The sequence below is a fragment of the Staphylococcus sp. HMSC063A07 genome (assembly GCF_001836955.1).
Lineage (GTDB): Bacteria > Bacillota > Bacilli > Staphylococcales > Staphylococcaceae > Staphylococcus > Staphylococcus lugdunensis.
In genome coordinates this window covers 27,245-46,318 of record NZ_KV830930.1, presented here as the reverse complement: position 1 = coordinate 46,318, position 19,074 = coordinate 27,245, and the positions used below count along the sequence as shown (strand labels likewise).

General features: G+C 35.4%; 16 protein-coding genes. All 16 read right to left on the bottom strand.

Annotated elements, in window-relative coordinates; genetic code table 11:
- Positions 1-436: 436 nt before the first annotated feature.
- A complete protein-coding gene (gene lysS, locus HMPREF2597_RS09930) occupies positions 437-1,924 on the bottom strand; it encodes a lysine--tRNA ligase (RefSeq protein ID WP_002479499.1) in 1,488 nt (495 codons plus the stop codon).
- A gap of 524 nt (positions 1,925-2,448) precedes the next feature.
- Positions 2,449-2,928, bottom strand: coding sequence for a 2-amino-4-hydroxy-6-hydroxymethyldihydropteridine diphosphokinase (gene folK, locus HMPREF2597_RS09925; RefSeq protein ID WP_002479498.1), 480 nt, complete (start codon positions 2,926-2,928; stop codon positions 2,449-2,451).
- Positions 2,929-3,294, bottom strand: coding sequence for a dihydroneopterin aldolase (folB, locus tag HMPREF2597_RS09920; protein ID WP_002461453.1), 366 nt, complete (start codon positions 3,292-3,294; stop codon positions 2,929-2,931). It lies immediately after the preceding gene.
- On the bottom strand, positions 3,272-4,075 hold the full coding sequence (gene folP / locus HMPREF2597_RS09915; protein ID WP_070817291.1) for a dihydropteroate synthase: 804 nt from the start codon (positions 4,073-4,075) through the stop codon (positions 3,272-3,274). The genes folB and folP overlap by 23 nt, the downstream gene beginning before the upstream one ends.
- 221 nt (positions 4,076-4,296) lie before the next feature.
- Entirely contained in the window at positions 4,297-5,229 is a 933-nt protein-coding gene (cysK, locus tag HMPREF2597_RS09910; protein ID WP_002479495.1) for a cysteine synthase A, read from the bottom strand.
- Between the two features lie 176 nt (positions 5,230-5,405).
- Positions 5,406-6,290: an Hsp33 family molecular chaperone HslO gene (hslO, locus tag HMPREF2597_RS09905; RefSeq protein ID WP_070817290.1), complete on the bottom strand. Its 885-nt coding sequence runs from the start codon at positions 6,288-6,290 to the stop codon at positions 5,406-5,408.
- A 180-nt stretch (positions 6,291-6,470) separates the two neighbouring features.
- Entirely contained in the window at positions 6,471-8,558 is a 2,088-nt protein-coding gene (gene ftsH, locus HMPREF2597_RS09900; RefSeq protein ID WP_070817289.1) for an ATP-dependent zinc metalloprotease FtsH, read from the bottom strand.
- Between the two features lie 277 nt (positions 8,559-8,835).
- Positions 8,836-9,375, bottom strand: coding sequence for a hypoxanthine phosphoribosyltransferase (gene hpt, locus HMPREF2597_RS09895; protein WP_002461459.1), 540 nt, complete (start codon positions 9,373-9,375; stop codon positions 8,836-8,838).
- A 2-nt stretch (positions 9,376-9,377) separates the two neighbouring features.
- Positions 9,378-10,670 (bottom strand): tRNA lysidine(34) synthetase TilS, encoded by a 1,293-nt coding sequence (gene tilS / locus HMPREF2597_RS09890; RefSeq protein WP_002479494.1) that lies wholly within the window; start codon positions 10,668-10,670, stop codon positions 9,378-9,380.
- A gap of 103 nt (positions 10,671-10,773) precedes the next feature.
- Complete coding sequence (locus tag HMPREF2597_RS09885; RefSeq protein ID WP_002461461.1) at positions 10,774-11,172, bottom strand: S1 domain-containing RNA-binding protein; 399 nt, start codon at positions 11,170-11,172, stop codon at positions 10,774-10,776.
- A 167-nt stretch (positions 11,173-11,339) separates the two neighbouring features.
- The gene (divIC, locus tag HMPREF2597_RS09880) at positions 11,340-11,738 is read right to left on the bottom strand and encodes a cell division protein DivIC (RefSeq protein ID WP_002479493.1); all 399 of its coding nucleotides are present in this window, start codon (positions 11,736-11,738) and stop codon (positions 11,340-11,342) included.
- A 23-nt stretch (positions 11,739-11,761) separates the two neighbouring features.
- Entirely contained in the window at positions 11,762-12,040 is a 279-nt protein-coding gene (locus HMPREF2597_RS09875) for an RNA-binding S4 domain-containing protein (protein ID WP_002479492.1), read from the bottom strand.
- A complete protein-coding gene (locus HMPREF2597_RS09870; RefSeq protein ID WP_002479491.1) occupies positions 12,037-13,227 on the bottom strand; it encodes a MazG nucleotide pyrophosphohydrolase domain-containing protein in 1,191 nt (396 codons plus the stop codon). The genes HMPREF2597_RS09875 and HMPREF2597_RS09870 overlap by 4 nt, the downstream gene beginning before the upstream one ends.
- A 1-nt stretch (position 13,228) precedes the next feature.
- A complete protein-coding gene (locus tag HMPREF2597_RS09865) occupies positions 13,229-14,758 on the bottom strand; it encodes a polysaccharide biosynthesis protein (protein WP_002479490.1) in 1,530 nt (509 codons plus the stop codon).
- Entirely contained in the window at positions 14,736-18,257 is a 3,522-nt protein-coding gene (gene mfd, locus HMPREF2597_RS09860; RefSeq protein WP_002479489.1) for a transcription-repair coupling factor, read from the bottom strand. The genes HMPREF2597_RS09865 and mfd overlap by 23 nt, the downstream gene beginning before the upstream one ends.
- The gene (gene pth / locus HMPREF2597_RS09855) at positions 18,254-18,826 is read right to left on the bottom strand and encodes an aminoacyl-tRNA hydrolase (protein WP_002461471.1); all 573 of its coding nucleotides are present in this window, start codon (positions 18,824-18,826) and stop codon (positions 18,254-18,256) included. The genes mfd and pth overlap by 4 nt, the downstream gene beginning before the upstream one ends.
- Positions 18,827-19,074 lie beyond the last annotated feature (248 nt).

Genomic DNA, 19,074 nt, shown 5'->3' with positions numbered 1-19,074 from the left:
TGTGACCTCCTTGCCATTGTCACCAGACAAATAGCTTACTTTACTAATTTTACTAACTTTATTCAAACGTTTCAATAGTCAATTTTACACTTTGTTTAAAATTGATTTACATTGCGTTTAAATTTCACGTCCATGAAATTGACGACTTTTATATGTTACAACACATCATTAGTCATGTCAATTGTTTTTTATATATTTTTTCATGATATATCATTCATCATTTTTTCTCTTTGACACTCGATAAATATTATCATATCTGCACGTTAAAATCTATTCTTTTTTTATAGATTTTTTCTTCACAACTAAGATTATTAATTTAAGTGCGATATGAATTGTATATTTAAAATGCCCAAAGCTTAATTTGCTTCGGGCATTTATTTCGTATATTCGATTATCAGTGTCGTACTTGTATTTTGTACAAATCTGTTGCTATCATTTATTTTTGTCGCATATATGGGAATAATAGTACATCACGAATAGATGGTGAATCTGTTAATAACATCACAAGTCTATCAATTCCGATTCCTAATCCACCTGTTGGCGGCATACCATATTCTAATGCTTCAATGAAATCTTCATCCATTTCATGTGCTTCATCATTACCTTGTGCTTTTTCTACTAATTGTGCTTCAAAGCGTTCTCTTTGATCGATTGGGTCATTTAGTTCTGTGAAGGCATTTGCATGTTCTCTTCCAACAATAAATAGTTCAAAACGATCTGTAAATCTTGGGTCTTCCGGATTTTTCTTCGCTAATGGTGATATTTCGATTGGATGTCCATAAATGAATGTTGGTTGAATAAGTGTTTCTTCAACTTTTTGTTCAAAGAACTCATTCAAGATATGTCCATACTTCATGTTTTCTTTAATTTCAATACCGTGTTCTTTAGCTAATGCTTTTGCTTCTTCGTCTGATTTTACTTGATAGAAATCTACACCTGTAGCTTCTTTAACTGCATCTACAATATGCAATCTTGTCCAAGATGATTCTAAATCGATTTCTTCTCCATTGTATTGAACTTTTGCTGAGCCAAATACTTCTTGTGCAATATGGCGAATGAGTGATTCTGTTAAATCCATAATATCGTGGAAATCTGCATATGCTTCATAAAGTTCAATCATTGTAAACTCTGGGTTATGTCGAGTTGAGACACCTTCGTTACGGAACACACGACCTATTTCATATACTTTTTCTAAGCCACCTACAATAAGACGTTTTAAATGTAATTCAATAGCTATTCGCATATATAAAGTTGCATCTAAGGCATTATGATGTGTCACAAATGGACGTGCAGCAGCTCCACCAGGTATTTGATGCATCATTGGTGTTTCTACTTCTAAAAATCCTTTATTATTTAAATAGTTACGCATTTCTTGAATGATTTTACTACGATGAATGAACGTTTGCGTACTTTCTTTGTTTGTAATTAAATCTAGATAACGTTGGCGATAGCGTTGTTCAATATCTTGTAAACCATGGAATTTATCAGGTAACGGACGTAATGCTTTAGATAATAAAGTGAAGGTTTTAGCTTTAACTGTTAATTCACCTGTATTCGTTTTAAACATAACACCATCAATACCAACAATGTCTCCAAGGTCAGCGATTTTCCAAATATCAAACTGTTCTTCTCCAACTTGATCTTTACGTACATATATTTGAATTTGACCTGACAAGTCTTGAATATGTGCAAAACCTGCTTTACCTTTACCACGTTTAGTCATTAAACGACCTGCGATGGTTACATGACTTTCTGCCTCTTTATCATGTAATTCCTCTTTAGAATATTGATCCCATGCTCCTTTTAAGTCATCAGCCATAGCTGTACGTTCGAAGCGTTTCCCAAAAGGATCAATACCTAAATCGATTAGTTCTTGTAGCTTTTGACGACGGACCTGCATTTGGTCATTCATTTCTTCTGACATTCTGCTCTCTCCTTTAAACTTCTTGTTTTTCTGTTGGTTGTTGCATAATTTCTTGTTGGAAATGTTGTAAGGTATAATCATTCCTTGTTCTGTTTCGGCTTAAGGGCTTTACATGCTTTGCCATGGCCATTAACACCTTTTAATTACCAAGAAGTGTGTTTACGCATTTCCATAACACCAATCTTTTCTCCCTTTAATTCTACAAGACGGCGCGTATGTAATAAAGCAATTTCCACTTTATCTTTTAAAGTTGGCTCATCTATAAGTGCTCATGTTTCGAGGTAATGGAAGGTACGATAAATTATCCGTGAATTACCTAAGGCTTTTCATCTTATCATTACAACATCTATACCCGATTAATCAAGCATTTTTTCTCAAGTTAGGATGATGATTATCACTATTGCCATTAACTGAGAAACGGTAAGTCGGAAAGTGGAATAATATTCCCCCACCATACATAAGGGATTAATACGACGCTATTTCAATTTCTACGTCTCCAGTTTTCCACATATTTCATTAGCCTCTCATTGTTTATACTTTTTAACTGAATCGTCTGCCTTAACTAGGTTTCCAATCGTTTGTTTGGAATGAGGTTCTATTTTCGTCGACGCAATGTCATTGAGGGGTATCAATACGAATGCACGTTCTGTCATCCTTGGGTGGGGAATCGTTAGTTGATCCAACTCTATGATGTCATCTCCATATAATAAGATATCAACATCTAATGTGCGTGGACCCCAACGTACTTCTCTCACTCGATGTAACTGTTTTTCAGTTTCTAAACAACAATTGAGCAATTCTCGTGGTGTAAGTTGCGTATTTATTTCAACACATAAATTTAAGAATTGTGGTTGTTCTGTATAACCCACAGGAGCTGTTTCGTATATTGGAGAAACTTGTGTAACCTTAATACCATCAAAATGATCAAGGATGTCTATTGCCTGCATCAACTGTTTATGACGATTGCCAATATTACTTCCTAAACCTAGATAAGCTTGTACCATTTAATAATTCTCCCTCACTATTTCTATACCAACGCCATCATAATGACCTGCAATCGGAGGATTTTCTTTAGTGATTCTGACTTTCGTTTCCATTACACGATTATAGTGTGAATTTATACGTTTTGCAATACGTTCTGCAAGATGTTCTATCAATTGACAAGATGGCCCTTCAACAATGTTTTTAACATCTTCAAAGACCTCACCATAATGCACAGTGTCTTTGACATTATCCGTTTTCCCTGCTTCAGTCAAATCAACTTTAAGTGTTACATCTACTATAAAAATTTGGCCAAGTTCATTTTCTGCATGAAGCGCTCCATGATAGCCATAAAAACGCATGCCATTAAGAAAGATGATGTCGCTCATGTTCATTCTCCTTTAAAAAGTCGATGCTTTGTGCAAGCTTTACATTTAAGTCTACATTATGCACGCGAACCGCCTGAATGCCTTTCATTATACCATAAACCGTCGTAGCAGCTGTTGCTTCATCTCGTTCTGCTGGCGTTGTCTCTTTGCCAATCATTTCTTTAATAAAGCGTTTACGACTCGTGGCTAATAGCACTGGATATTCTGTTGCCACAAGTTCATCTAATCGTGCCATGACTTCTTTTTCTTCACTTCTTGATTTAGCAAAACCAATACCAGGGTCTAACCATATGTTCCCTTTTTCTATGCCTGCCATTTCTGCTTTATTAGCCTGAGTCAATAACGATAATAGCATTTCTTCAACAACAGGTTGTTCTCTCTGACCATCGCCGTTATGCATTAACACAATTTCTGCATTATAGTCACTAACCACATCAAATATTTTAGGGTCATATAATCCCGCCCATTGGTCATTTATAATTGTAGCCCCAAGCTTTAAACAAGCCTCTGCTACCTCACTACGATATGTATCAACAGAAATTTGAACGTCTAATTTAACCAATTGTTCTACTACAGGTACAACGCGTTCCATTTCTTCCTCTAATGATACTTCCGTATGACCTGGTCTTGTGGATACGCCACCCACATCGATGATATCCACACCTTCATCTATCATCTCTTTTGCTCGTGCGACTGCCTTGTCCACTGAATTGTATTTACCCCCATCAGAGAACGAATCCGGCGTCACATTTAAAATGCCCATAATTTTTGTTTTCGTCATTTTTTTCACCCTTTGCTTTCTTAAAAAATGAATATGTAACACTGCAACTACATTTAAATCATTAACTTATAAATAATGATACACTCATTTGAGAAACATTTCAGTATTTGCAATTTAAAATTCATCTATTTCTCTTATAGATTTTACACTGGCTTTTTCAAAAAACAAAAAAGCCAGTGAAGCCAACTGGGACTTCACTAGCATATTAAATGAACTATAAATTAGTCGTCAAATGAATATAACGGTGTAGATAAGTAACGTTCGCCATTACTTGGTAATACGGTTAATACTGTTTTTCCTTTACCTAATTCTTTAGCTTTTTGAATTGCTGCGTGAATGGCTGCACCTGAAGAAATACCTGCTAAAATACCTTCTTCTTTAGCCACACGACGTGATGTTTCCATCGCAATGTCATTGCCAACTTGAATGATGCTATCATAGATATCTGTGTTAAGTGTGTCTGGAACGAAACCAGCACCTAAACCTTGTAATTTGTGTGGACCAGGTTCACCTCCACTTAATACTGGAGATGCTTCTGGTTCGATTGCCACGATTTCAATATTTGGATATTTTTCTTTTAATACTTTACCAGCACCTGATAAAGTTCCTCCCGTACCTACACCAGCTAAGAAAGCATCAATTTGTTTACCTTCAAATTGTTCAACAATTTCTGGACCTGTAGTCAATTCGTGAATTTCAGGGTTTGCTGGGTTTTCAAATTGTTGTGGTTCGAAATAACCATGTTCTTCTTTTAATTCTTTAGCCTTTTTAATTGCACCTTTCATCGCTTCTGATCCGGGTGTTAATACTACTTCTGCACCATAAGCTTTCAATAAATTACGGCGCTCTAAACTCATTGTTTCTGGCATTGTAAATACAGCTTTATAGCCTTTCGCAGCACAAACAAATGCAAGTCCGATACCAGTGTTACCACTTGTAGGTTCAACTATCGTATCGCCAGGTTTAATTTTACCTTCTTTTTCTGCTTTTTCTATCATAGCAAGCGCAATACGATCTTTAACAGAACCACCTGGATTTTGATATTCTAATTTCACGTATACATCTGCTGCATCAGCGTCTACAACGTTTCTCAATTTGACTACTGGTGTATTGCCAATAATTTCTGTAATATTATCAACTATTTTTTGTGCCATTAAAAACACTCCTTTATTCTAGTTTGACTAAATGCTTAGTTCTTTAATCGGATATAGTTATATCATATCAGAATTTTCTAAAAAAACAAATGTATTTACCCATTTATGTCTCTAAAACTATTATACATCTTTGTGTTTCCCTGACCTAGTATCATCTAAACTACCATTGACTCATGCTATGCTTGTAATTGTTCGAGAACCCCCTGTAGCTCCGCTTCAGTATAGTTATATTTTTGATTACAAAAATGACATGTAGCCTCTGCGCCATGATCCTTTGTAATCATATCTTGTATTTCTGCTTCTCCTAACCCTTTAATAGCATTTGAAAATTTTTCATGACTGCATTGACATTCGAACTGAACGGGTGTCTTATCGATGATTTGAACGTGTTCCTGTCCAAGAATTTCGCTTAGAATGCTTTCAGGTGTTAACCCTTGTTCAATCAGTTTGGATACTGGTGTCATGTGCTTAATTACATTTTCTAAATGCGTAATCGTATCATTTGATGCGCCTGGCATAACCTGTATTACAAAGCCACCTGCTGCTTTAATAGAGTTATCTGGATTAACTAGCACTCCTAAACCAACAGAAGATGGTGTTTGTTCACTTGTTGCATAATAATATGTGAAGTCTTCTCCTAGTTCTCCGGACACTATCGGACTTGTTCCTGTAAAATAATCCTTCATTCCAACATCTTTTACTACCATAATGGACCCCTCTGTTCCTACTGCACGTTTTACATCTAATTTTCCTTGTGCATTTAATGGAAAATGTGTTTGAGGATGATCGACATAAGCGCGTATATTACCTCGCGCATCAGCATCAGCAATTATTTTACCTATCGGCCCTTTGCCGTCAACTGTAACTGTTAATTTTTGCGCTCCTTTGAGCATTGCCCCCATCATCACTGTGGCAGTCATAGTTCTTCCCATAGCTGCAGAAGCAGTTGGCCAAGTATAATGACGCGTTTGAGCTTCTTGTACGGATTCTGTGGTAAGTGCAGCATATGCTCTTATTTCTCCACCATACGCCAATGCTTTTACTATATAATCATGTGTCATAAACAATCTCCTTATATACTTTTATATTTTATTTATCAAGTTTTTTCTTATTATGAGCAATTATTATACACCTGTTGTTTATATCAACAAAATGACCTGCTTGTATCAGTTTCGTTTCGTTAAAAAAATCAAAAAGTCTCCTTCCGCAATAATTCATATGCAGAAGGAGACAGATTAATATCATTGTTGTCTATGATCAGGCTGGTTTGGATCACTTGGATTATATGGTTTATCAATATTTGGTGCTTGTTCGTGTGCTGTGTCATCTGACTCAGATGCACGATCTTTTTCTGATGCATCTTTGTTCGTGTCTTCGTCTTTGTCACCTTGCTCTAATTGTTCTTCACGAATTTCATCATACGATTTGCCATATTTACCATCGCTAAAATCAGTATCGTCTTTATTTACTATTTTTGCACTATCATAATCTACTTCTGGCATTTTACCATCATAGAATAATGAGCGAATTTGTTCAGCAACTAATGTTTCCTCAGTTAATAGTGTTTTAGCAATAAGTTTTAACTGATCTTGATGTTCTATTAATATTTGTTTACAACGTTCATATTGTTCTTTAATAATACGTTGTACTTCTTTATCGATTTCATAAGCAATTTGACCTGAATAATTAGATTCACCTTGCATATCTTTGCCTAAGAAGACTTGCCCGCTACTACTATTAGAAAATTGTAATGGTCCTAATTTTTTACTCATACCATATTCTGTGACCATTGAGCGTGCAATTTGGGTAGCTCTTTCAAAGTCGTTTGATGCCCCTGTAGATACTTCACCAAAGTTAATATCTTCAGACACACGTCCACCAAGCAAACCACAAATTTTGTCTAACAATTCTGGTTCTGTCATTAAGAAGCGATCTTGTTTAGGTAACATCATCGCATATCCACCGGCTTGACCACGTGGTACGATAGTTACTTTATGCACAATTTCCGCCTCGTCAAGTACCATCCCAATAATGGTATGTCCTGCTTCATGATGTGCCACGATATTTCGTTCCTTATCAGAAATAACACGAGATTTCTTAGCTGGACCAGCAATAACGCGGTCGGTTGCTTCTTCGATATCGCGCATATCAATTTTATTTTTACCTTCACGCGCAGCAATCAATGATGCCTCATTTAGTAAGTTTTCTAAATCAGCACCAGAAAATCCTGGTGTTCTTTGAGAAATAGCTTTTAAATCTACAGTTTCATCAAGCGGTTTGTTTTTAGCGTGAACATGTAGAATCGCTTCACGGCCTTTTACATCAGGGCGACCTACTTGAATTTGACGGTCAAAACGACCTGGACGTAATAATGCTGGGTCTAAAATGTCTGGTCGGTTTGTTGCTGCAATCATGATAATACCTTCATTTTCACCGAAGCCATCCATTTCTACTAAGAGTTGGTTGAGTGTTTGTTCTCGTTCATCATGGCCACCACCAACACCTGCACCACGTTGACGACCTACGGCATCGATTTCATCGATGAAAATAATACAAGGCGCATTCTTTTTAGCATTTTCAAATAAGTCACGCACACGACTTGCGCCGACACCAACGAACATTTCAACGAAGTCTGAACCACTGATTGAGAAGAATGGTGCACCAGCTTCACCGGCCACGGCACGCGCAAGCAATGTTTTACCTGTACCTGGAGGCCCTACTAAAAGCACACCTTTAGGTATACGTGAGCCCATTTGTTTAAATTTCTTATTATCTTTTAAGAAGTCAACAATTTCAATTAATTCCTGTTTCTCTTCGTCAGCACCGGCAACATCACTAAAGCGTACACGACGTTTCTTGTTATCGTACATTTTTGCTTTGGATTTACCAAAGTTCATCATACGACCGCCTTGTCCCCCACCTTGTGCTTGGCTTAGGAAGAAGATGAACAATAATGCAATAATTAAAACTGGAATAAGTGTTGTTAAGATACTTACAAATACACTTTGTTTTTCTTCTTCTTTAACAGTGAATTTTAACCCATCTTGTTTTTTTGCTTTATCTGTGATGTTTTGTAAGTCTTTTTCATTGTTATAAAGTATTGTTGATGAATAATCTTCATCTTTTTTCGTCTTACCACTTACCATGTAAACATTTTGCTCTGGTTGGATTTCTAAAGACTTCAGTTCACCTTTATCCAACTGTTTAACAAATTGCGTATATGTAAGTTGCTTTGGCATGTTCCCATTATTGTTTATATAATTGAAAACGCCAAACAAAATAACGCCAATAATTGCGATAACTAGCACATTGCGAAATGCTTTTTGCATGCGTCGTTTCCTCCTACTTCCATAATAAAACTAACAAAAATTGTAACACAATACATCTTTTTAAGGCTAGTATTTCAACTTTAATATTAGTTTCTATAGCCTTTTTACTTATCATTATTACATTCCCTATTATCACTATTTTCTATAGCACATAAAACATTATAGTTTCATTTCTTTTGTACACTATTTATTTAAGAGAGTTATATAAATCGAGTCTACACTATTAGACATTTTTCGCATAGTATTTTACTTTATTTTATATCAGAAGATAAATCACTTATTTTGTGTAAACTTCGGGTTTAAGCGTGCCAATGTAAGGTAAATTACGATAATGTTCTCCATAATCTAAGCCATAACCTACAACAAATTCATCGGGAATTTTTTTACCTACATATTTTGCTTCGATATCTGCTTTTCGGCGATTAGGTTTGTCTAATAGCGTTACAATTTCTAATGAATTTACTTTTCTAGATTGTAGTAACTCAGTAATTGATTTTAAAGTTGTTCCTGTCTCTAATATATCTTCAATGATTAAGACATCTTTATTCTCAATTGATGTACCTAAATCTTTAATAATTTGAACCTCACCAGTAGATTCTGTACCTCCGTGATAACTTGAAACATCCATAAAATCTATAGCAAGATGTGTATCAATGCGTTTAATTAAATCTGCCATAAACATAACAGAACCTTTTAAGATCCCAACACAAACTAATGGTTTATTTTGATAATCTTGTGTGATTTGTTCTCCTAGTGTTTTACAAAGTGTTTGAATCTCTTCTTCTGTTAAAATTATTTCCTTTAAATCATTATGCATAGTTATTCATCTCCGTTATTAATAGTTAAATAATCTTGGTGGGTTCGTGATATATATAGTTGGCCAACCGCTATAATATGCTGCTCAGCATCAACAACAATAGGCATTATATTTCTTTCATTCATGTCTACCTTGTGGTCAATCATCAAACGGCTGACTTTTTTATGTGCTGTTTGTCCATTTAAGCAAAAAATATCCCCGTTTTTACGCGTACGAATCGTCAGCGGGAAAACATCAGCTGGCATTTGCTCGTCAACTATAATATGACTATTGCCAAAATGGTAATGCCCATGGTGATAAATTTTAATAGGTTCAACTGATGTTTGCTGTTGGTATTTAGCCATTATTATAAATTTATCATATGCAATTTTAATATGCCATTGTTCTGTTAACCCAATTTCAAATTGGGCTTTATCATTAGCTATTTGATGGAACCATTCATAATATGTTCTTTCAGAGTATGGTGCAGGAATATCCGTATACTGTAGTAAGCAGTCCATCAGCATGACTTTATCGTAGTATGGCAGACAATTGAATCGTGTTCTTGGGCACGTTATCATAGTATGATTATGATTCATATTCACATAATCTTGAATGAATCGCGAAGTTTTATTTTCTAATTGCTCCATCTGTGCATCATGCCAGGCTTTTAATTTCAATAATTGCTCAACATCTAATTGCTCATTATCATTAATTTCAGGTATTAAGCGATTGCGAATGTCATTACGTACATATTTATTTATATGATTTGAACAATCTTCATAAAAAGGCACATGATGCACTTGTTGAAAATATCGGATGTCTTGTTTATGAGATTGTAGTAATGGTCGGCATATTTTGTATTGCTCTCTCGCCGTAAGATAAGACATGCCTAATCGACTGCGTGTTGCCCGTCCAGAAAACAAACGGTAAAAGATTGTTTCAAGTTGATCATCTAAATGATGTGCAGTGAGTAACACATCCGCATTTAATTCATGCATTTTATAATCAAACCATTGATAACGCATTTGTCGTGAGTCATTTTGTATACTTTTCCCGGAAGCTACTAAATGTGATAAATCTAAATGTTTAATATCATATGATAACTGGTGTTGTTCACAGTAGGTTTGAAAAAAACGTTCTTCCTCTATCGATTCTTCTCGCAAACCATGATTGACATGTAGACATGTTAACTTGCGATAGGTGTCACGATAGAGATGGGTTAAAGCGTATAACAGGCACATGCTATCAACACCTGTAGATACGGCTAAGACAATATGGTCCTCTACAGTCCAACCACTCGTGTCTACTTTCATATAATCCCACCTTTTATAATTTTAATCTGTATCTATTTTTATCAAAGGGCCGTCAATAAAAATAGACTGCTCCTTGAGTAGAAACAGTCTATTTTTAACCGCATTAACGTCTTGAACCTTTACCACCACGTCTAGATTCTGTTTGTCGTTTAATCGTTGTGAGTTTATCTTCACTATCTTTTAAGAAATTACTTAGTTTCTTTTCAAAATCTTCAGCTTTTTGTGGCGGTTTACTATGATGTGATTTGTGTTGTGGTCTACGTGGTCGATCTTTTGCTTTTTTAATTGATAAGCTGATTTTTCCGTCATCCGCAATTGATAATACTTTAACTTCAACTTCATCACCGATTGATAAATGGTCCTCTACATTTTCAACGTAATTATCTGCCACTTCACTAATGTGTACTAAGCCACTTTTCCCTTCAGGTAATTCGACGAACGCACCAAATTTTTTGATACCTGTGACTTTACCTTTAAGCTTATTTCCTACTTCGATTGACATATTCTAAATAAATCCTCCCGATATGATTCGATTTTATCCTTATTATATTCCTGTTTTAATATTTTCACAATGCTATAGCTAGATTATTTTAAGATTAGCTGCTGTTTCTAATAAAACTGTTAACTGTATCCTCTATATTTAATTGTTTTTACTATTTTATAAAGCGATTAGTGATCATCATCTGTCGACTTTGACTTATCTGACTGTTTATCACTTGGCAATTTAAAGATAACCTCTCCTTTATTACTCAAATAGTAATCATCACGCGCAATTTTCTCTACGTAATCCGAATCGTTCAAATTACTCAGTTCTTCTTTTAATGCAATTTCTTCATCTTGTTGTTTTTGAAATTGTTCTTCTTTATGTTTTCGTTCAGCAGCATCTTCACTATTACTTTGCTTTTGAAGGACAAGCACGATAATTAACATTAATATAATGGCTAATAGTATACCACCAAACACTGTAATTCTACGGCGAACAATACGCATTTTCATCTTATTTCGTTGCTTTTGTTTGTTTCTTTGTGATGTGTACTGATTACCTATTTGTTCTACTTTTTTATCCAATGCTTGTCACCTCCTTTAAGCCATTATTCATCAAATTGTGGTTCATTTTTAGTACGTTCTTCTTTGATCAATTCGTACATGCCTTTAGCATTTTCTTTTGTTGCATGCTCATTTAATGCAGTTACTTTAACTGTAACTAACTTTTGACCAAAGCGAATGACTAATTCATCTTCAACCTTAACATCTGTACCTGCTTTAGCATCGTTACCATTAACAGTAATACGACCTTGGTCACTGATTTCTTTAGCCAAGGTACGTCGTTTTACTAAACGTGATACCTTTAAATATTTATCTAATCTCATGACTCTGCCTCTCCTTGCTGTAAATAGGCTTTGAGCATATTTTCATCAAAGTCTTTATTTTTGGTTTTATCATACAACGACATGAAGTGGTCTGCAAATACTTTCTCGAATTTGACGCGTGGTGTTTTGCCTTCTTGTTGTTTCGCCTCTAGCCAAATAGTATTTAAATCATCTATTGTTTCTGCATGTTGTTCTCCAAAGATATGAGGATGACGTCGAATCATTTTAGCATTTAAGCCGTCAATAACTTCACGTATATCCATATAGCCTTCTTTTTTACCAATACTCGTATGTAATAATACTTGTAGTAAAATATCACCAAGTTCTTCAATCATATGCCAATCATCTTTATTATCAATCGCTTCAAATAATTCAAATGTTTCTTCTAGTAAATAGCGTTTCAATGAGGCATGTGTTTGCGCTTTATCCCAAGGACAACCGTGGTCATCATCGACAAGTGTGTCAATGGTTTGTACCGCAAAATCAAAGTCTGAATATAGCACACGCTCGTCTTCAACTGCAGGTACAAAAACACTAGTTAGATTATTAAAATAAGATGCATCACGGTCTAATTCGTAGAGCGGTAACTCCGTTATTTGTGCATTACCACCATGCGCACCATCAACGATTTTAACATGGTAATCATCCGGATAGCGTTCCATCAAAGTAATTTTCAAATCTGCAGCTACCATATTGCTATAAACTTGTGTAATGATTGTAGCTGTGCGCACATTCAAATGTTCTGGCTGTATATCTGTACCATCCAACATTGTAAAGCCATCATTCGGATCAATTTTTACCGCGGCAAAAATATCATCGATAAAACTTTTCCCTCCAAGTACATTCACACTGACATCATCTCGTTGCTTCTCCGCTTCTAACAATAGCATCGTCGTTGTTTCTGCAACATAAGGATGACCGGGCACCGCATAAATGACGTCTTGTTGTTGTGCCAATTCTAATAAACGATCGACAATGGTTTGATAAACATCTTCAAAAGATTGATGTGCTTCATAGATATCATCAAACGTTTCAAAATGTATATCCTCACGCAATGCTTCTATAACAGGATGTGCTAACGTTCGTGCATATACACAGTCTTGTTGTTGAATAAATCGATATATTCCTAATGGTAAATCGTCTAAACCATAATTTCCAAGACCAATAATTGTAATCTTATGCGTCATATTATCGTCGACTCCTTGTTTTAAAATGATATAATTTATCTCCATAAGGTAAGTGTTTTAGTTCTCTATAGCTTAACATACGCCATTCAGCTATAAGCCAGGTAAATATCCCAACTCCTGCAAATGCCGCAATTAGAAGTTCAAGTAATCCACCAATGCGTCCCGTTGTAGGAATAAGCCACATCACAGCTTGCACGACAAGACTCATAACTAACATGCTTGCCAATAATTTAATAAAGAATCGACCCATTCCTTGCATTTTATAACGTGTCGTTACACGCTGATGGCAAATCAAACCTGTCACACTTAAAGACAAGGCGGTACTCACACTGGCACCTAAAATTCCTAATTGATAAATCAACATAATATTTAACAGCCCTTTAACGATTAAACCAATACCAACACTAATCATCACCGTTGCAACCTCATTAAACACTTGTAATAAAGCAATATACATCATAATTAATGATACCAATATTACCGTTATCATATAAACACTTAGCGTTATGACTAAACTGTTGGTTTTAAAAAAAACTTGATTCATCAATGGTAATAAATTAACTAATCCTACTGCGGCAGCACTACTAATTAATATAGTAATTTTCAGAGAGGCATTCGCATAACGATTCATTAAATTCCATTGTTGTTCTTGCAACGCACATGTTAATAACGGAATCAACACAAAACTAAAAGTTGTTGTGACAATTAAGCCCATTTGAATAAATGATGCGCCACGATCATAGATGCCTTTTTGCTTAATCGCTTCATGAAATGATAAATGGTTTGATTTTAACATGTGTACTACTGTAAAACTGTCGATGAACTGCCATAAAATAACTAATAGTTGACTTATAGCGAACACCATAACTGCTAACATTAGTCGGCGCCATGGTATGGTCGTCGTATCTAGCTGACGCATATATTTAAACGGTCGATGATAGATTAAATAAAGACTTGAACCTAGAAAACCAACCGATGAACCTAAAATTGCAAGCATGCCAGCTTGATAAATCGTTCTTCCATAAAGTATAAATAATCCTATCGCTACAAAGATAACTGTAACTCGAATTATCTGCTCTATTACCTGGGAAATTGCTGGAATAGTCATTAATTGTTGACTTTGATAATGACCTCTTAATACGCCTAAAACCCCAACAAATAAGAAACTTAAACTTGCTGCTCTAATCATTGTTTCTAGATGAACATCTCCCATCATCCATGCCATTGGATGCGCTAACAGAAATAATAATGCAGTAATAAAAATAGCTACTATCTGCAAATATCGAAGCACCATTGAATATCTTTGCGCCGTACCATGTCCACCTAAAGTTTGCGTTACTGCACTAGGAATTGCATTCATTGATAATATCATGCCTAACGCAACAATAGGATATATTTGCTGATAGGCATACAATCCTTCATCACCCAATACATTTTGATACGGTACACGATAAAGTGCACTTAATACTTTGACAACAATGAGCGCACCAGTCAGTACCACTACACCACTAAATGCGGATTTCGTCTTCATCTTTAATAACTCTACTTTCTTCTAGACATTTCACTAAAAATTTTAAATTCTCAAGCCATTGTGTTGATTTTTTCAAAGTAACTTTCATCACCCCGTCTTGAACACCTACTTTCATAGCTCGACCAAGCGGTTGTGTTTGTTTAAACAATGCTTCACCATCGATGTCTTTCGTTCCTTGCACCGATAATGTAATATCCACTGTTTTTCCTTGATCTTTTATCAAGGTTACCCCAGCACGTAATGCATGCATCTTAATTTGTACACTATCAAGTAAACGTTCAACTTCTATCGGATAATCATTAAAACGATCCATCAATTCATCTCTAATATGGTCAAGTTGTGCCTCATTTTCAACTTTTCTTAACTTTTTATATATCTCAATTTTAGCCTGTTCGTTTTGAATATATTCTGCTGGCAGATAGGCATCTAAATTTAATACCATCTCTACTTCAGGTGTATCTGGCGTTTCTTCAGTTATACCGCGTTTTTCATTTACTGCTTCTTCTAACATTTGTGAATATAGATCAAATCCAACTGAATCGATAAAGCCATGTTGCTGTTTACCTAATAAGTTACCCGCACCACGAATATTTAAATCGCGCATCGCAATCTTGAAACCAGATCCTAGCTCTGTAAATTCCTTAATCGCTTGCAAACGATCTTCAGCTGTTTCGGTTAATACTTTATTTGTCGGATGTAAGAAATAAGCATAACCGATACGACTCGAACGTCCAACACGTCCTCTTAATTGATACAATTGACTTAAACCAAATCGATCCGCTTCTTCAATAATCAATGTATTGGCATTTGGTACATCCACACCTGTCTCTATAATCGTAGTTGTTACTAATATATCGTAGTCTCCATTGATAAAACTTAGCATAGTTTCTTCTAAATCCCGTTCAGTCATTTGTCCATGTGCTACAGCAATACTTGCTTCAGGCATGAGCATTTGTAGTTGTTCACGCTTTTCATATATCGACTGAACTTTATTGTATAAATAGAACACCTGACCATCTCTAGATAGTTCGCGCTCTAATGCTTCTTTAATAAAATTCGTATTTTGTTCTAGCACATACGTTTGAACTGGGAAGCGATTTTCTGGTGGCGTTTCAATTACTGACAAATCACGCACACCAAGCATACTCATATGCAGCGTTCTTGGTATAGGTGTTGCTGTTAGTGTTAAGACATCAACATTCGTTTTCAATGTCTTAATACGTTCTTTATGGCGAACACCAAATCGTTGCTCTTCATCTACAATAAGCAACCCTAAATCCTTATATCGAATATCTTTGCTTAGTAGCTTGTGTGTCCCTACAACGATATCAACATAACCAGACTTCAACCCTTCTTTCGTCTTTCTAACCTCTTTCGCCGTTCTAAAACGACTGACAAGTTGAATTTCAACCGGGAAATCTTGCATTCGCTCAATCAATGTTTCGTAATGTTGTTGAGCAAGAATCGTCGTTGGAACTAAAAATGCAACCTGTTTACCTTCCATTACTGCTTTAAAAGCTGCACGAATCGCTACTTCAGTCTTACCATAGCCAACATCACCACATAACAGACGATCCATTGGTTTTTGTAGTTCCATATCTGCTTTAATTTCTTCAATCGATTTTGCTTGATCAGGTGTTAACTCATATGGAAAGTCTAATTCAAAAGCTTGTTGCTCAGCTGTATCTTCTCCAAATTGGTAACCTACTGACATTTCTCGTTCTTTATATAAAGCAATCAATTCTTCAGCAATATCTTCAACGCTTTGTTGTACCTTGGCTTTGGTTTTCTTCCATTCAGAGCCACCAAGTTTATTTAATTTAGGCGATTTGTCTTCTGAAGCAACATATTTTTGGACTTGATCCATTTGGTCAACTGGAACAAATAATTGATCTGTACCTTTATATTGTAATTTTATATAGTCGCGATGAACATCCCCAACTTCAAGTGTTTCTACACCTAAATAGCGGCCTACCCCGTGATGTACATGAACTACATAGTCACCTACTTTTAAATCTTGATATGATTTTATCTTTTCAGCATTTGATATTGTCTTAGAACGTTTGCGCTGTTTCTTCTGTTTTGTTTTAAACAATTCTCGTTCAGTAATTACCACGAGTTGCATATAAGGTAGTTCAAAACCTTCAGATAAACTTCCTTCCGTCACAATAGCTTGTCCACTGGCAATACCGCTGTGAATATTTTTAACGGTAGGAATATGCATTTCGTTTAGCATTGCCTGAATACGTTCCACCTTTGTTTCTGTTTCTACCAAGACTACAATCGTATAGTCATTTTGTACGTAGCGTTGAAACTCAGAACGCATAATATCATATTGTCCATAAAACTGTTGCACTGGCTTACAAGAAAACTTGATAATATCAGCTAATTTAACAGTCATTGAGGATGTAAACAGTGTGAAGTATGCCACTGGAAAATGAGTTAATAAATGTTCAAAACCGTCATATTGCATAAAAGTTTGCCCAATAAAACCATTACCACTTTCTATTAAATTATGAATAAAGTCCTCGACTTCAGTGGTCAACGTTTCTTCTGTTTCTTTGATACGATTATATTCATCAACTACGACAATGGCATCTTGTTGAAAATAATCAATCAAAGTAGCAGGCGTTTCATACATAAATGCAACTAAACGTCGTAATAATTGGTGGTCGACGGCTGTCGTGTCTATAAGATTGAAACTTTCATAGGTTTCTTTCAAGTCATTCCTTACCGATGTTTCAATTTTTGGACGTGTGTCTTCATATGCAGCTTTTAAATTGCTTTGTAAATGCTTAATGACATCATCAGTGATGACATAGTCACTTGCAGAAGTGATTGAGACACCATCTAAATTATTATTGGAACGTTGGGTTTCAATATCAAAATCTCGAATTGAGTCGACTTCCGTATCAAACAACTCGATTCTTACCGGTTCGCCAATCAACGGATAGATGTCGATAATACCACCACGCACTGAGAATTCACCGATATGGGAAACAACAGATTCACGGCGATACCCCATGTTCACAAGTTGCTGTAGTAAATGTGCCACATCAATATCTTGACCAATATGTAAATGGATTTGATGTGCTTGCCATATGTCTATAGGTGTTTGCCATTTTTTCAAACCATTTAATGGCACGATAAATAACCCTTTCTCATTTTGTGCTAACGCAGTAAGTGTGCGTACGCGTTCGCTCATAAGTTGAGGGCTTTGGGTTGAAAATTCTTCTGTCATAATATCTTGTACAGGATATTTGTATACTTCTGCCGAATCAATATACTGCAATAAATCTGTTTCTAATTTATCTGCTTGGTAGAGATTATTTGTTATAAGGAGCATTTGCTTATGGTCAGTAAGATATTTTTCCGCGATAATTGTAGCTTTAGCCGATGGAGATAATCCAGTGACTAAAATATTTTCTTGTCCAAATACCTGATCTAATTCTTGGAAACGTTTATCTTGTTGGATGTATTCTGCTATCACTGATTTCAATTGACGTCACCATTAAAGTTATTCATGACATGGTCAAAGCGTGACGTATCGATAAATGCTTCTACTGCTTGAGCTGCATGTTCAACTACATGATCCATTGTCATCATTTCTTCTTTTGAAAATTTTTGTAATACATAATCAGGTACTGACATGCCATTAGTCGGTCTACCAACACCGATGCGAATACGCTTAAATTGCTCCGTGCCTAAATGTTGAATAATCGATTTCATACCATTATGACCACCTGCACTACCCTTTTGTCTTAATCTGACTTGACCTTGGTTAAGATCTAAATCATCATAAAGCACGATAAGTTCATCTATTGCTACATTGTAATAATCCATTAAAGGCCCAACTGCTTGCCCCGATAAATTCATCATTGTCATTGGTTCGATAAACATGACTTTATCATTACCAATACGCTCAATGGTATATGCACCTTTGAATTTTTGTTTATCTAAATTAAAATTGTATTTATCTAAAAGATAATCTACCACTTCAAAACCAATATTGTGTCTTGTATGTTCGAATCGTTTGCCTATATTTCCAAGACCAACAATACATTTCATATGTTGAAACCTCCATGCCAAATTGTAAATTAATGTACCATACATGATGCATTTATTTAGATTGACTCACTCATGTATGTTTTTCTAATTCTATTATTATATGGTTATCATTATTAAAATAAGTTGATTCTTTACTTTTTAAAGATACACACTATTTTATATCATTCATCATCATAACACAAAAAAGCACTAAACTTATGTTGATAAGTTTAGTGCTCATATAAGACGATGATTCGTCGCTTTTATAC